This is a genomic window from Lachnoanaerobaculum sp. OBRC5-5 (genome assembly GCF_000296385.1).
GTDB lineage: Bacteria > Bacillota > Clostridia > Lachnospirales > Lachnospiraceae > Lachnoanaerobaculum.
The window spans coordinates 773331-789358 of sequence record NZ_JH815185.1 but is presented as its reverse complement, the minus strand read 5'-3'; the positions used below and the strand labels follow the sequence as shown (position 1 = coordinate 789358).

Below are 16028 nucleotides of genomic sequence, written 5' to 3'. Positions count from 1 at the left end.
TACTCTAGGCATCCAAGAGCATGCAGTTTTGAAAGAAATTGTCGACTTCAGCTTTGGTTAAATAGAGGGCATCAAGGTTACTAAAACCAACCAGTTTTTTAACCTTTTCGTTAACGGACTGGTATCTTGATATATTGATATATGTATTATCACCTTTATTTACCACTCTAAAATCACGCATAAAGTTAATCAAGTCATAAGAGTTTATTTTATTCTTGAAGCACTTGATTTCTAATACTCTTAAAAGAAACAAACTAAGGTAGCATATCAAAAAATGCCCGTAGATTGTTTCTTTTTTCTGTAAATAAACAGGCCTGGCATCCAGGTATGATTTTGTAAGTCTAAAAGATTCCTCGATTTTCCATAGGCTATGGTATGTCTTATATACCTGTAATGGCTCCATGTCTATCTCAGATGTCACTAAAAGGTTATATCCTGCATATTTAAGATCTTCATCAATCTTAGATTTATTTAAATCTATTATAGGCTTTATTGTCTTGCCTGTACTATCTTTAGTTATGATGTCTAAATATTTAGCGCAATCTCCAAGTTCATCTTTAGCGATATTTTTGTATGTAGAAAACTTTGAAGCTTTATCGACCATTTTCATTATTTCAAGTCTTTGTTTCTTTGCAAGGTTAGGATTATAAGAGACGATACGCTTTTCTTTTACAGAGAACTTTGTAACACTCTCTTTTCCTGTTTCCGGATCGATCTCTTTAAAGCTGTAGTCAAAGCTGTCAATACAGGATTTAAGACGAAAAGATATATTACCTCTTTCATCAGTGTAATTAGAAAAGACATTTGTATCATTCTCAAGTAGAACCCATTTCTTTTCCTTTTCACTTAGATTCTTACCATGTATTGATTTTGAGAATATATAGCCGTCATTATCTTCTTTAACGGCAGCATAAATATTTCTTGCACAATTAAGTCCTTTATCAGCCACCTGAATTGTCTTACCTGATACGCTGTGTCGTTGCTTCATTTCTTCAATAACTTTTCTAATATACGGCTTTTCCGATTCATTTCCGGGATACATTTGCATGGAGACAGGTACGAGATCAGCATCTAAAAGTAAAGCTTGCCCTATTATCGGGGAGTGCCTATTCTCTTTTGAAGGTCCCTTTTGCTTATCATCACTAGGGATATCAATTTCAAAGTAATAATTAGTGCAATCAAAAAATACATTGCTTAGATCCCTTTTATAATACCTTTCATAAGAGTGATTAAATAAATCAATATACTTTTTATAAGACTCTCCTATGAAAGAACACCCGTCATATACTTGGTCTTCAGAGATTGTAGAGCTGCCATAAAGGTATGGAAATATATGAGAGGCTGTCTTTGACTTAGAGCATGGAGATATAACTCTTGCATAAATAAGTTGTGTAATTAAGTCAAATACAGAGAACTGAAAACGCATTTGAGAAGCAAGTATATCAATAGTTTCTTTAACATCAAGCTCATCAATTAATGAGTAGAGTAAGAAGTGCCCTATATTAAGTTCAACAGGGGAGGAAAATGCACGAGGACGTGACTCTTCAGAAAGAGCTTTTGTTCTATTCTCATTTTGCTCTTTTACATAGTCACTGTAAAATTTAACAGGATCAGGAATCTCACCTGAAATCAAATCCTCAACATAACCAAAAGATTTTACATTTTTTGTTCTTGGTTGCTTTTTATCCTTATCCCAAAATGATTCATACATCTGAAGATAAGTACCTTTTTTCTTCTTTTCTTTTCTCAAAAAATAAGCCATAAACACCTCTAAAAGTAAAGTACTATGAAGTACTATGATTATAACATACTCAAAAAAAATTTTCAACTTTTTTTAAATATTTTTTATGGCAGAAAAGCCTTTAAAATAAGGGGTCTAAAAGAATTGCGTAAAATCAAATAGCTTATTAGAAATTTAAAACGTCGGAACTTTCATAGTACTTCGACGGAAGACGGGTATTGTGTTTATGAAGAATTTTAATTATTTAATTTTAAGTATTTCAATTGTATAAAATCAGGTGTATAATAATATAAAATCAATTTGAAAGGAAGTAAAGCTTATGAAAGCTAATTATGATATAGTTGTTATCGGTTTCGGTAAAGCAGGAAAGACACTTGCTGCGAAGTTTAGTAAATCCGGTAAAAGTGTTGCTTTAATTGAGAAAGATAAAAATATGTATGGAGGTACCTGCATTAATGTAGGTTGTATTCCTTCAAAAAGGCTTATAACTGATGCGTTAAGAACTCCAAAAGGAGGGTTTGAGGAAAAAGCACAGCATTATAAGGAGACGGTTGCTGAAAAGAAGAAACTTACAGCAGCTCTAAATAAGGCAAATTACGATAAGATAGCAAGCGCGGGTGTGGAGATAATTGACGGAACAGCATCATTTAAGGATAATCATCATATTATTGTTTCAACTAAAGACGGAAATGTGGAAATTGAGGCTGAGAAGTTTATTATCAATACAGGTTCTGTTACTGTAATACCGAAGATTGAAGGAGTCGACAGTAAAGGCGTATATACATCAGAGTCTATTATGAATCTTGAGGAGTTACCGAAAAGACTTACTATAGTAGGTGGTGGTTATATAGGGCTTGAGTTTGCATCTATGTATGCAGATTTCGGAAGCAAGGTAACTGTAGTTCAAGACGGTGATGTATTCTTACCTAGAGAAGACGAGGATATTGCTAAGGCAATCCGTGAAGTATTGGAGGCGAAGTCTGTAGAGATAGTTACGGGCGCAAAGGTGACCAAATCCGAAGAAGGAAAATTATATTATGAGGTTGTAGGAGAGGTAAAGACTTTGGAATCTGATGCAATTTTACTTGCTGTAGGTCGTAGACCGAATACAGACGGCCTTGGATGCGAAAATGCCGGAGTTAAGCTTACTGACAGAGGTGGCGTAGTTACAGATGAGCATTTAAAAACAAGTGCGGATAATATCTGGGCGGCAGGAGATGTCTGCGGTAAGCTTCAGTTTACATATATTTCACTTGATGACAGCAGAATCATATGGGATGAAATAATGGGAGAGGATAAGAGAACTACTGAGAACAGAGGAGCATTCTCTTATTCTGTATTTATAAATCCTCCGTTCTCAAGAGTGGGAATGAGTGAAAGAGATGCAAAGGCTGCCGGAATTGAATACAAAGTTTTAAGCCTCAGTGCCAATGCAATTCCTAAGGCTAAGGTTTTAAGAAAGACCGACGGACTGTTAAAAGCTTTAGTTACTGCTGACGGCACAATTTTGGGTGCTGAGCTTTTCTGTGAAGAGTCTTATGAGATGATTAACTTTATAAAACTGGCAATGGATCATGGTATCAAAGCAAAGGACATTGCAAACTTTATATTTACACATCCTACAATGTCAGAGAGTCTAAACGACTTATTTGCAATGTAAAATAATAAAACGGTATCAAGTTGACACTTTTTTTACTTGCTGCCGTTTTTTTATTTAAAAATCTTGATTTTAATAAAATCTTATGATAATCTTTTAAAAGTACATAGATTTTATGCTTTGCATAGGAAGTCGGGTGAAAATCCCGCACAGGGACGCTACTGTAATAATTAAAAGACTTTTTTGCCACTGTTTTATAAATGGGAAGGCCGGTCTACTAATAAATTTTTTATTAGAATTTAAGTCAGGATACATCTATGTAACATATGCTTATTTTTATAAGTAATGAACGGTTTTACGATCCCAAAAGCCTTCATCTATAATGATTTATTATTTAGGACACCATTTTACTTGTTTTATTACTTTTTTATGTTTACTTGTATTTTGATTTTCTAAAAATGTAGTTAATTTATTTATATTAGCTGCTTACAAGGGATCAACAGGTTTATTTAGAGCGGAACCTGTTATCTCATGTAGGCGGCTTTTTTTGAGGAAAATTATATGGCACATCAACATGGCGGATATTTCTCAATAGATTTATATGCTTTTAAATCTAAGCTTAGAAGTATCAATCCGGAGTTTAAACTTATATCTGCTTTATTAACTCTTATTTTAACAATAATATTCAATAATATTTTTGTATCCGGATATGTACTGTTTTTAATGTTTTTTATAAGTGTAAATCTTGGAGGAATGGATTTTAAAGAATATATTTCAATACTTCTTACACCTCTAAGTTTTATTATCTTGGCGAGTATAGGAATTGCCTTGGGGATTTCATCTGAATATATGGGAGAATTCTATATAAAGATAGGTGTTTTCTATATTTATACTTCAAAGGATCAGCTGATTGAAACTGCCAAACTGATTATAAAAGTTTTAGCATGTGTAAGTGTTATGCAAGGGTTGATTCTTTCAACCATGCCATATGAAATAATTAATGCTCTGAGAAAACTTCATGTTCCGAAGCTTATAATTGAGCTTATGAATCTTATATACAGATTTATTTTTATACTTATTGAAAGCTATTCAAATATGAAAAACTCCGCAATGTCCAGGATGGGATATCATAATTTTAAGACCTCAATATCTACATTCGGAAATATAGCAAGCAATATTTTGGTAGTATCGTTAAAAAAGGCTAATGCTTACTATACCGCAATGGAAGCCAGATGCTTTGACGGTGATTTGAAATTTCTTGAAGATAAGAAGAGTTTGAATATAAATCATATTTTTGTAGTTTCTATAAGTATTTTATTTATATTTGTTATATGGCTTTTTACATCAGGAATCAATATTTAATAAGATATATTTATTTACAGATTTGGAGATTTTTATATGAATAAAGTTATTTTAAGGGCTCAAAACCTCCACTATTCATATACAGAAGAACATGAGGTATTAAAAGGTGTGTCTTTAGATGTATATGAAGGTGAAAGACTCGCAATTCTTGGTGCCAACGGGTCGGGAAAGTCTACTTTCTTTTTGAATATAAACGGTGTTTTAAAGCCTGAAAGTGGAGCACTGTATTACAGAGATAAACTTATAAATAAATCTTCGGTAAAAGAGCTTAGAAAAAATGTTGGAATTGTTTTTCAAGACGCCGATAATCAAATAATTGCCTCAACTGTAAGAGCGGAGGTAAGCTTCGGGCCTATGAATCTTGGCTTAAGCAGGGATGAGGTTGAAAAAAGAGTTAAAAATTCTTTGAATTATATGGATATTATGCATCTTATAGACAGGCCGCCACATTATTTAAGCGGTGGTGAGAAAAAAAGAGTAAGCATAGCGGATATCATAGCAATGGATTCCGAAATAATAATATTTGATGAACCGACAGCTTCACTTGATCCGCAAAATATATCTATTTTTGAAGATGTCTTGGACAAATTAAGTGTGGATGGAAAGACTTTGGTGATTTCCACTCATGATTTGGAGTTTGCTTTTCGATGGGCGGACAGAATAGTAGTATTTTGTGACGGAAATATAATTGCCGATTCGGATCCTGTCAGAGTACTCAGTGATGAAGCGGTTTTAAGAAAAGCTAATCTTAAAAAGCCTATACTTTTGGAAGTTTTTGAATCACTTGTAGAAAACAAGGTTCTAAAGTCAGGTGATAAACCTGCAAGAAATATAGATGAGTTTAAAAAGTTGTTTATTCCTCAAGTTTAAAGCTTGAGTAAATAAAAAATATTTTTAGGAGGATTTCATGAGAAAACAAGAGAAAATTTTAATGACATTGGCAATAATGTTTGCGTTCAGTTTTGCACTGCCGTTTACAGCCAATGCCATGCACATTATGGAGGGGTATTTACCTGTAGGACATGTAATAGCCTGGAGCCTTATTTCGTTGCCGTTTTTAATTGCAGGTTATATGTCAATTAAAAAGACGGTGGCTAAGGACAGGAAGGCAATTACACTTTTGGCAATGTCGGGTGCGTTTGTATTTGTACTTTCATCACTTAAGATTCCTTCAGTAACGGGATCTTGCTCACATATGACAGGTACAGGTCTTGCGGCTATTTTATTCGGACCAAGTGCTGTAAGTATACTTGGTATTATAGTACTTATATTCCAGGCACTGCTTTTGGCACATGGCGGCTTTACTACACTTGGCGCAAATACTTTTTCAATGGCAATTGCCGGACCTTTTGTATCATTTATAGTTTATAAGATTTGTAAAAAAACTAAGGTAAATGACAATGTTTCTATTTTTCTTGCCGCATTTATAGGAGATTTGCTTACCTATGTTGTTACAGCATTCCAGCTTGCATTTGCTTATCCTATGAAAGACGGTGGAGTTATGGCTTCTGCGGGTAAGTTCTTGTTGGTATTTGCGCCTACACAGGTACCGCTTGCGATAATAGAAGGTATGCTTACAGTTATTATAGTAATCGGACTTAAGACATATGCACAACCGGAGCTTAAGGAAATCGGATTTATTGAAGGAGGTAATAAGTAATGTCAAAGAATAAGAAAATTGTTATAAGTTTGCTTGTAATAGTTGTATTGATGGCTGTTGTACCTTTGTTTATGTTAAAGAATGCCGAGTTCGGAGGTTCTGATGATGCCGGAAGTGAAGTTGTATCGGAGATACAGGGCGGAGAATATGAGCCTTGGTTTAATCCTATTATAGAAACGGCACTGGGAAAGGAGCTTCCGGGTGAGGTTGAAAGCCTGCTTTTTTGTGTTCAGACCGGTATAGGTGTAGGAATAATTGCATTCTATATGGGAAGGCTTGTGGAAAGGAAAAAACACGAAGATAAAAGCAAAGAATAATACAGATAACAGAATGATTTGAAAAAGTTCTTGCAATTTTTTAAAAAAGTATTATTATATATACAGCAAACAACATAGTTCGTTGTGAATGATTTACATATTTAGGATAGAATGCTCAAAGTGGAGTCTTAGAGTAGTTCTATCCTTTTTCATTACGATCTATGTATATTAAAGCAATAAAGAAAGGATTTGCCCGGTTGATTAATTTAGCTGATGGCTGGTGAGAAAATGATAAGAATAGGTATTTTGGGATATGGTAACCTTGGAAGAGGAATTGAGTGTGCTATCAAACATACAAAGGACATGAAGCTTGTCGCAGTATTTACAAGAAGAGATCCTTCAAGTGTAAAGATTCTTACATCTGATGCTAAAGTTGAAAATATTGAAAATGTTTTGGAATATCAAGATAAAATTGATGTAATGATACTTTGCGGAGGAAGTGCTACAGACTTACCTAAGCAAACCCCTGAGTATGCTAAGTATTTCAATGTTGTTGACAGCTTTGATACTCATGCAAATATTCCTGAGCATTTTGAAAAGGTCGATGATGCCGCAAAGGTAAGTCATCATTTCGGACTTATATCTGCAGGATGGGATCCGGGTATGTTTTCATTAAACAGAGTTTATGCAAATGCCGTTCTTCCTACAGGGGCAGATTATACTTTCTGGGGTAAGGGTGTAAGTCAGGGACATTCAGATGCCATAAGAAGAATTGAAGGCGTTGTTGATGCAAGACAGTATACAGTTCCTGTTGAGGCCGCACTTGAAGCTGTAAGAAGCGGCAGCAATCCTGAACTTTCTACAAGACAGAAGCATACAAGAGAATGCTATGTGGTTGCAAAGGAAGGTGCGAATAAGGCAAAAATTGAAAATGAAATAAAGACAATGCCGAATTACTTCGCGGATTATGATACAACAGTACACTTTATTTCTATGGAAGAGATGAAGAAAAATCATTCAAAACTTCCACATGGAGGATTTGTTATAAGAACAGGTAAGACCGGTTGGGATAATGAGAACAATCATGTGATTGAGTACAGTTTAAAACTTGATTCAAATCCTGAGTTCACAGCGTCTGTAATTGTTGCATATTCAAGAGCTGTATATCGTATGCATAAAGAAGGTAAAATAGGAGCTCATACAGTATTTGATGTTCCACCTGCATATCTTCTTGATATGTCTGCCGAAGAGATGAGAGCACATCTTTTATAAAGTAATAAATGATAAATTTTCCCTATAGGTTGATTATGTATCAACTTATAGGGATTTTTTATATTATTAGGCATAACTAACGGTTAAGGTATATAACGTATATTTGTGAAAAATTGTCATATATTATAAACAGGTTAGGGATTGCTAACAAAATAACATAATGATATAATAGCAAGCATTAAGAAATATGTAAATTTTTAATATATTTTTATATTTAGATTTATAAAGTTAAGCACTAATTTATAAATATAGTTAGTACTTTTATTTTTTATACCAAAAATCGGAAAATATGTTGAAATCAATTCATAAATTGAGGAGGGAGGTGACAGTATTTTCAACTGTATTCCGTTAATATAAATTATAAATTGGGGGAAAAATTGTGATTAATAAAATAAATAAAGCATATTTATTATTGCTTGCCGGTGTAATGACGGTATTTTTTGGAAACTTCAGTTCTTTCGCCGCAGTTACGACAGGTAATTGGGAACTGATTGATGGAAATTGGAAGTTTTATGATGAAAGTCAAAATGAAGTCAGAGGTTGGATCAATACCGAAAACAGTTCATATTATATAGATCCTGACAACGGTATGATGGTAACTATAGTATTCAGAGAGGTCCTAATGTAGTTAAGGTAACTATTAAGGACGGTAAAATAGAAAAAGTTGATTCGGTCGTTTATACTGATGATGATAAGCAGGCCGGTTCTTATGAAATAAAGAGAGACCGTATTTTAAAGATGTTGGAAGGACTTAACAGTACCAAGGAGATTGCAAAGCAACTTCAAAACAGTACAGGAGAGGCCTACGATGCGGTAAGCGGTGCAACGGAAACTGCAAAAGGACATGTAAGTGCTGTAGAAAATGCACTTGAAAGGTCAAGAAAGTTTAAAAAAGAGGGTAAGAAATCAGATATAGATTATATTGAGTTTGTAAAGAGACCTGATGGAGTTGCAAAGGGTAAGACTCTTGATTTAACACATACGGTATTAAGACTTCATATGTCAGGTGAGACAAAGGATATAAGCTTTGACGAGTTTGTAAACTATGGAATAGTTGCAGATCCGGCAAACGGTACAGAACTTCCAAAAGAAGGTGAGTTCAGACGTGTTACATTCAGACAGAATGCGGCTCTTATTGAGCTTGAAACTGATATACAGACTGAAAAGAAGATAACCAAAAAGTATGCGAGCCATATTTTGGTTAATTATGAGTCCGGAGAAACAAAGAAAATAGAACTGAGCAATGACGAGTACCGTTATAAGATTGAGGCTGCAGGCAAAAGCGTAGGTATGTCTATTTTTGACGGAGAAAACAAACTTACGGATGGTGTATATGACAGCCATATTTCACAGTGACAGTTTAATTTGAAGAATATAAGTCATGAGGGTTATAATTTCTGGGGATTTGAAACCTATGCCGTAGTACTTGATTCTTCCAAGGATTCTTCAGATATAGCTTCTTTTGAAATAATATCAGATAATGTAAAGAAAAACTTCTATGTAGGAGATGTACTGAATTTAGATGAGATTGCCATAAAGGCTGTAACTAAGAACGGAAATAATAAGACATTTACTACATTCGAAGTTGTAAGGGAAAATAAGTTCAGTTTCAGCCCTGACAATAAGTATATCTTTACAACTGCGGATATCGGCACAAAAAAGATAAGTGTAAGCTGTGAGATAGACGGAAAGACTGTAACAGAAAACTTTGATGTAAATGTTTCGGATCCGCATAATGATGCTCCTGCCAAGGTTGAGATTTACGATAAAGATAAGCTTGTAGTAACAAAAAACATCGGTTTTGAAGAGTTTACAAACAATAGTGGCTATATGAGATTCTACAATACTGAAATACCGAAAAAATATGAGGGCAAATGGGATAAGGACACATTTACTGTAAAGGTATATAACGCATCAGGTAATCTTTTGAATATTAATGTGAAAAAAAGAAAAGCACTTTTCAATATTGAATTACCTGATTATATGGCTCTTCATGGTAGTGGCGGTTATATTATGTTTTCTTTCAAATATGTAGACAATGAGCCTAAAACAGAACCTAAGACAGAACCTAAGACAGAGGCTGCAGATATCCTTTCAGAGAACACCCCTTCTGCTGTAGAGCTTTATGACGGAAGTGAACTGCTAAAAAAGGAGACTATAACAAAAGAACAGTTTGAAAACAGCAATGCACATTATATGATATACAATGTGATGATTCCAAAGAAATATGAAAACTGGACAAAGTCTACATTCACTGTAAAAGTATTGAACTCAAAGGGTGGTGAAATTGAAAATACTATTACCAAGAGTGATAATACGCTTGGCATAAATCTTACTAAATATAAGAGTCCACGTTATGGTAAAGGTTATGTGGTACTAAGGCTTAAATATAAGGATGAAATAGTTACAAAGACCGTCACCGCAAGTGCACCTGTAGATTTATATGATTATGATGCCAGAGTAAAAGTCGTTTACAATGCAAAAACAGGTCAAATAATAATTGTGGAAGATGATGAAACCTATTCAGGTTCAAATCAGCCTTTCTGGAGAAAAGCTCAGAAAATATTTGAAAAACTTGTCGGAAGGACAAAAGCAAATGTTGACGGTGTGGATGCTATAAGTCATGCCACTCTTTCATAGGATGCTATTAAAGAGGCTGTTAAAAAAGCTCTTTCAGAGTAGATTTTTTAGCTGCAAATAGAATTTGGCCATTGACATTGCCTGCCTGTTTTGGTATTATTTTTGGGTAGTAACGCCTATACATGAGATTTGGATACTCCAACCTTACCTTATGTATATGGTAAGATTTTTAAAAGGAGAAATAATATGATTACAAAAGAGAAAAAGACAGCTATCATGGAAGAGTATGCAAGAAAAGCAGGCGATACAGGTTCACCTGAGGTTCAGGTAGCAGTTCTTACAGCAAGAATCACTGAGTTAACAGAGCATTTAAAGGCAAATCCTAAGGATCATCACTCAAGAAGAGGTCTTTTAAAGATGGTTGGTAAGAGAAGAAACCTTTTACAGTATCTTAAGAATAAGGATCTTGAGGGTTATCGTGCACTTATAGAGAAGCTTGGACTTAGAAAATAATAAAAGTCTTTGGTGGAGAGTTTTTCTCCACCTTTTTTATAATTAATAATATGGCTTGTTGCCGAAGCTAGTGATAAGCACTAAAGCACTGTTTTAGTTTTTATCACTAGTTCATATTTTTATGTTTCAAGAAGAAATCTTCTCGAATATCGGCAAGCCAAAAGGAGATGAAATGAGTAAGGAATTTAAAAGTTATTCAATGGAACTTGCAGGTCGTACTCTCAGAGTTGATATCGGGAGAGTGGCTGCACAGGCTAACGGTGCCGCATTTATGCACTATGGTGATACAACGGTTTTATCTACAGCTACAGCATCGGATAAGCCAAGAGACGGTATTGATTTCTTCCCTCTTTCGGTAGAATATGAGGAGAAGATGTATGCGGTAGGTAAAATGCCGGGAGGATTTAATAAGAGAGAAGGAAAGGCAAGTGAAAATGCTATACTTACATCAAGAGTTATAGACAGACCTATGAGACCGCTTTTCCCTAAGGATTACAGAAACGATGTTACATTAAACAATCTTGTAATGTCGGTAGATCCCGATTGTTCACCTGAGCTTACGGCTATGCTCGGTTCTGCAATAGCAACAGCTATTTCAGATATACCTTTTGACGGACCTTGTGCTACTACACAGATCGGTATGGTAGGCGGTTTCTTTGTTGTAAACCCTAATGAAGAGCAGATGGCTGTATCGGATCTTAAGCTTACGGTAGCATCTACAAGAGATAAGGTAATAATGATTGAAGCGGGTGCAAACGAGATACCTGATGAGAAGATGATCGAGGCTATATATAAGGCCGATTCCGTAAATAAGGAGATTATTGCATTTATCGATAAGATTGTGGAGGAAGTAGGTAAGGAAAAACATTCTTACACAGCATTTGTCATTCCTGAGGAGCTTACAGCAGCTATTAAGGAAATCGTACATCCACAGGAGATGGAAGTAGCGGTTTTCACAGATGAAAAGCAGGTCAGAGAAGAAAATATAAAGGCAATCACACAAAGACTTGAAGAGGCATTTGCAGACAAGGAAGAGTGGTTACCTTTACTTGGTGAGGCTATTTATCAGTATCAGAAGAAGACTGTAAGAAAGATGATTCTAAAGGATCAGAAGAGACCTGACGGCAGAGCTATGAATCAGATTCGTACACTTGCGGCTGAGACGGATATTATACCGAGAGTACACGGTTCAGCTATGTTTACAAGAGGACAGACCCAGATTTGTAATATAGTTACACTTGCACCTTTAGCAGAGGCACAAAAGATTGACGGACTTAATCTTTTGGAAACTACAAAGAGATATATTCACCAGTACAATTTCCCTTCATATTCTGTAGGTGAGACAAGACCTTCAAGAGGTCCGGGAAGAAGAGAAATAGGACATGGAGCATTGGCTGAGCGTGCACTTATACCTGTACTTCCTACTCCTGAGGAGTTCCCATATGCTATAAGATCCGTATCAGAGACTTTTGAGTCAAACGGTTCAACTTCTATGGCATCTACATGTTCTTCATGTATGGCACTTATGGCTGCAGGAGTACCGATAAAGAAGATGGTGGCAGGTATATCATGCGGACTTGTAACAGGTGATTCTGATGATGACTATGTTCTTCTTACAGATATTCAGGGACTTGAAGATTTCTTCGGAGATATGGACTTTAAGGTAACAGGAACCGATGCGGGTATTACAGCTATTCAGATGGATATCAAGATTCACGGACTTACAAAGGATATTGTAAAGGGTGCTATTGCAAGATGCCATGAAGCAAGAGATTTCATTATGGATACATGTATGAAGCCGTGTATCTCAGAGCCTAGAAAAGAACTCAGTCCATATGCACCTAAGATTTCACAGATTCAGATTAATCCTACAAAGATCGGTGATGTTGTAGGTAAGCAGGGTAAGACCATTAATAAGATTATTGAGGATACAGGAGTAAAAATCGACATAAGCGAAGAAGGACTTGTTTCTGTTGCAGGTACGGATCAGGCTATGATTGATAAAGCTATTGATATAATCAGAGGCATAACAATAGAAATTGAAACCGGAATGATTATGAGGGGTACGGTTGTTCGTATGCTTGAGTTCGGTGCTTTTGTAGAGCTTGCACCGGGTAAGGACGGTATGGTTCATATTTCAAAGCTTTCAGACAAGAGAGTGGAGAAAGTTGAAGATGTTGTAAAAATAGGAGATGAGGTTACTGTAAAGGTAGTTAAGGTTGATCCTATAAAGGGAAGAATCGATCTTTCTATGAAGACTTCAGACCTTGAATAAAAATATTTTTTGCAGAGAAAGGTGGGACTATGGAAGAGAATGTAAAAGAAGTATTATTTGATCTTGTATCAAGAAAACAGTTCCGACAATTAAAAGATGAGCTCTGCGAGATGAATGAGTTTGATATTGCATCTTTCTTAGAGGAGCTTGATTCCGAAAAGCAGATTATTATTTTCAGAATGCTCCCTAAGGAGCTTGCAAGTGATGTATTTGCTTGTTTAGAGGTAGAGACTCAGGAACATATAATAAACAGTATTACAGATAAAGAGCTGGCATATATTATTGAAGAATTATATGTGGATGACGCTGTAGATATGCTTGAGGAGCTTCCGGCATCCGTTGTAAAGAGAGTTTTACAAAATGCCGCTCCAAGTACAAGATTACAGATAAATGAGTTTCTTAAGTATCCTGAAAATTCCGCAGGATCTATAATGACTGCAGAGTATATAGGTTTAAAGAAGAGTATGACCGTGCAGGAGGCCTTTGCCTATATCAGAAAGCATGGTTATGATAAGGAAACCATATATACCTGCTATGTTATGGATGCGAAGCGAATGCTTGAAGGAGTTGTTACGGTTAAGGATCTTTTAATGAATGACTATGAAGTCAAAATTGAAGATATAATGGATACAAATGTTATCAAAGCCGTAACTACAGACGATAAAGAAGAGATTGCGGATTTATTCAATAAATACGATTTGTTATCTTTGCCGGTTGTCGACCATGAAAACAGACTTGTAGGTATTGTTACCATTGACGATGCTGTGGATGTCATGGAAGAAGAGGCGACAGAGGACTTTGAGAAGATGGCGGCTATGCTTCCGTCCGAGAAGCCTTACTTAAAAACAAGTGTATTGGAGCTTGCAAAGAACAGAATCACATGGCTTTTGGTACTCATGATAAGTTCAATGCTTACAGGTGGTATACTTACAAGATATGAGGATGCATTCCAGGTAATGCCGCTGCTTGTTTCGTTTGTTCCAATGCTTACGGATACCGGAGGTAATGCAGGTTCACAGTCTTCTACCATGATTATCCGTGGTATGACTATAGGTGAAGTTGCAAGTTCGGATATATTTAAAGTTATTTGGAAAGAGGCGAGAGTATCCGTTATTGTCGGTCTGATACTCGGTCTTGTAAACTTTATAAGACTTATTATTCAGTATCCGGGACAGCCTCTTGTGGCACTTACAGTTGTTTTGGCATTGTTTGCCACAGTATTTTTAGCTAAAGTTATAGGTGGAATACTTCCTATACTTGCAAAGAGACTGAAGCTTGATCCGGCTATTATGGCGGCTCCGCTTATTACAACAATAGTTGATGCGGTGTCTTTGGTTATTTACTTCCAGATTGCTGTAGAGCTTTTACATATCAAATAAATATGAATATTTTCTTAGGCTAAACTTGAAAAAAGTTTAGCCTTTTTTCATTCTTTATACACTTATTTATGCTAAACTATATATAAAAGATAAAAGGATTTTACTTGATGAATATATATGGTGACTATGAAAAATACCTTGAACTGATTTTAGAAACATTATCAAAAGAGGTATATAAACTGAATGATGAGTATAAGAATAAAACGGGATACAAACTCTTTGAGCATTTTATTTCAAGGATAAAGACAAATGAAAGTATGATTGAAAAATGTAAGAGAAGAGAGTTTGAGCCTACAACATATAATGCTTTAAAGGAAATTAAAGATGCCATAGGTGTAAGAATAGTATGCGGATTTGTGGATGATATATATGCTCTGGTGGGCATGTTTAAGAAAATGCCAAATATAAATGTGGTTGAAGAAAAGGACTATATTCTTAATGTGAAGCCTAACGGATACCGCTCTTATCATATGATACTTGAAATTGTTACAAATTTTCCCGATTGTGAGGGGAATGAAAACGGAAAGTATTATATAGAGGTTCAGTTAAGAACTATAGCTATGGATTCATGGGCATCACTTGAGCATCAAATGAAGTATAAGAAAAATATAAGAAATCATGAAAGAATCACAAAGGAGCTTAAAAGATGCGCGGATGAGTTGGCATCCTGTGATTTGAATATGCAAACCATAAAGAATTTGATTGAGGAGTCGGACAATAATGAGAATATTATTAGCTGAAGATGAAATAGCGCTTTCAAGAGCATATGCCACAGCACTGGAAATGCAAGGATATGAAGTGAAACAGGCATTTGACGGAGAAAGAGCACTTGAACTTGCAAATAGTGAAATATTTGATATGATGATTTTAGATATAATGATGCCGAAAAGATCCGGCCTTGAGGTTTTAAAAGAACTCAGATCATCAGGTAATACAACATATGTTATTATGCTTACAGCCATGAGTGAGGTTGACGATAAGATATCGGGACTTGATATGGGTGCTGATGAATATCTTACAAAGCCTATTTTGCTAAAAGAACTTGTAGCCAGAATTCGTTCTTTGGAAAGAAGAATTGATACAAGTTTTAATGAAAATGTACTTACATTCGGAAGTGTTAAGTTAAATGTTGCAGAGCAGGAGCTTTCAGCAAAGAATTCTATTATTCTGGCCGGTAAGGAAACCAAACTTATGGAAGTCCTTATGAAAAATAAGAATAAAAAGTTGTCAACCGAGTATATATACAATCATGTATGGTCAAAAGATGATGAATGTGATGCCGGTTATGTATGGATTTATATATCATATTTAAAGCAAAAGCTGAAAGCAATCAATGCCAATATAGAAATAACGGGAGAAGAAAATCGTGAGTTTGAATTAGTTGAGGTGTGA

General features: G+C 35.3%; 15 protein-coding genes and 1 riboswitch. Of the genes, 14 read left to right on the top strand and 1 reads right to left on the bottom strand.

The genetic code is table 11. The features are described from left to right. Positions 1–4 precede the first annotated feature (4 nt). Entirely contained in the window at positions 5–1762 is a 1758-nt protein-coding gene (locus tag HMPREF1135_RS03590) for an IS1634 family transposase (RefSeq protein WP_007592098.1), read from the bottom strand. A 298-nt stretch (positions 1763–2060) separates the two neighbouring features. Here HMPREF1135_RS03590 and HMPREF1135_RS03585 point away from each other — a divergent pair, with 298 nt between their 5' ends. From HMPREF1135_RS03585 to HMPREF1135_RS03525, 14 genes are all read left to right on the top strand, one after another. Further along, positions 2061–3401: an FAD-dependent oxidoreductase gene (locus HMPREF1135_RS03585; RefSeq protein ID WP_007592096.1), complete on the top strand. Its 1341-nt coding sequence runs from the start codon at positions 2061–2063 to the stop codon at positions 3399–3401. Positions 3402–3489: 88 nt separating this feature from the next. After that, positions 3490–3671, top strand: a riboswitch (cobalamin riboswitch). Positions 3672–3899: 228 nt separating this feature from the next. Then, complete coding sequence (gene cbiQ / locus HMPREF1135_RS03580; protein ID WP_007592092.1) at positions 3900–4700, top strand: cobalt ECF transporter T component CbiQ; 801 nt, start codon at positions 3900–3902, stop codon at positions 4698–4700. 36 nt (positions 4701–4736) lie between these two features. Further along, positions 4737–5570 (top strand): energy-coupling factor ABC transporter ATP-binding protein, encoded by an 834-nt coding sequence (locus tag HMPREF1135_RS03575; protein WP_007592090.1) that lies wholly within the window; start codon positions 4737–4739, stop codon positions 5568–5570. Between the two features lie 37 nt (positions 5571–5607). Next, positions 5608–6360, top strand: coding sequence for an energy-coupling factor ABC transporter permease (locus HMPREF1135_RS03570; protein WP_007592088.1), 753 nt, complete (start codon positions 5608–5610; stop codon positions 6358–6360). Continuing rightward, on the top strand, positions 6360–6677 hold the full coding sequence (locus tag HMPREF1135_RS03565) for an energy-coupling factor ABC transporter substrate-binding protein (protein ID WP_007592086.1): 318 nt from the start codon (positions 6360–6362) through the stop codon (positions 6675–6677). Before HMPREF1135_RS03570 ends, HMPREF1135_RS03565 begins: the two co-directional genes overlap by 1 nt. Positions 6678–6905: 228 nt before the next feature. Next, positions 6906–7889 carry a diaminopimelate dehydrogenase gene (locus tag HMPREF1135_RS03560; RefSeq protein ID WP_034242888.1) on the top strand — a complete coding sequence of 328 codons (984 nt, stop codon included), beginning with the start codon at positions 6906–6908 and terminating at the stop codon, positions 7887–7889. Positions 7890–8268: 379 nt separating this feature from the next. Next, positions 8269–8517 carry a hypothetical protein gene (locus HMPREF1135_RS03555; RefSeq protein ID WP_007592083.1) on the top strand — a complete coding sequence of 83 codons (249 nt, stop codon included), beginning with the start codon at positions 8269–8271 and terminating at the stop codon, positions 8515–8517. Continuing rightward, entirely contained in the window at positions 8496–9245 is a 750-nt protein-coding gene (locus HMPREF1135_RS13525) for an FMN-binding protein (protein WP_084761715.1), read from the top strand. The genes HMPREF1135_RS03555 and HMPREF1135_RS13525 overlap by 22 nt, the downstream gene beginning before the upstream one ends. A gap of 9 nt (positions 9246–9254) precedes the next feature. Next, a complete protein-coding gene (locus tag HMPREF1135_RS13520) occupies positions 9255–10529 on the top strand; it encodes a bacterial Ig-like domain-containing protein (RefSeq protein WP_007592077.1) in 1275 nt (424 codons plus the stop codon). Positions 10530–10715: 186 nt separating this feature from the next. After that, positions 10716–10982, top strand: coding sequence for a 30S ribosomal protein S15 (gene rpsO / locus HMPREF1135_RS03545; RefSeq protein WP_007592075.1), 267 nt, complete (start codon positions 10716–10718; stop codon positions 10980–10982). 172 nt (positions 10983–11154) lie between these two features. Next, the gene (locus HMPREF1135_RS03540; protein WP_007592073.1) at positions 11155–13257 is read left to right on the top strand and encodes a polyribonucleotide nucleotidyltransferase; all 2103 of its coding nucleotides are present in this window, start codon (positions 11155–11157) and stop codon (positions 13255–13257) included. A 29-nt stretch (positions 13258–13286) separates the two neighbouring features. Then, positions 13287–14636 (top strand): magnesium transporter, encoded by a 1350-nt coding sequence (mgtE, locus tag HMPREF1135_RS03535; RefSeq protein ID WP_007592070.1) that lies wholly within the window; start codon positions 13287–13289, stop codon positions 14634–14636. A gap of 107 nt (positions 14637–14743) precedes the next feature. Beyond that, positions 14744–15376 carry a GTP pyrophosphokinase gene (locus HMPREF1135_RS03530; protein ID WP_007592068.1) on the top strand — a complete coding sequence of 211 codons (633 nt, stop codon included), beginning with the start codon at positions 14744–14746 and terminating at the stop codon, positions 15374–15376. Continuing rightward, positions 15357–16028, top strand: coding sequence for a response regulator transcription factor (locus tag HMPREF1135_RS03525; protein ID WP_007592066.1), 672 nt, complete (start codon positions 15357–15359; stop codon positions 16026–16028). Before HMPREF1135_RS03530 ends, HMPREF1135_RS03525 begins: the two co-directional genes overlap by 20 nt.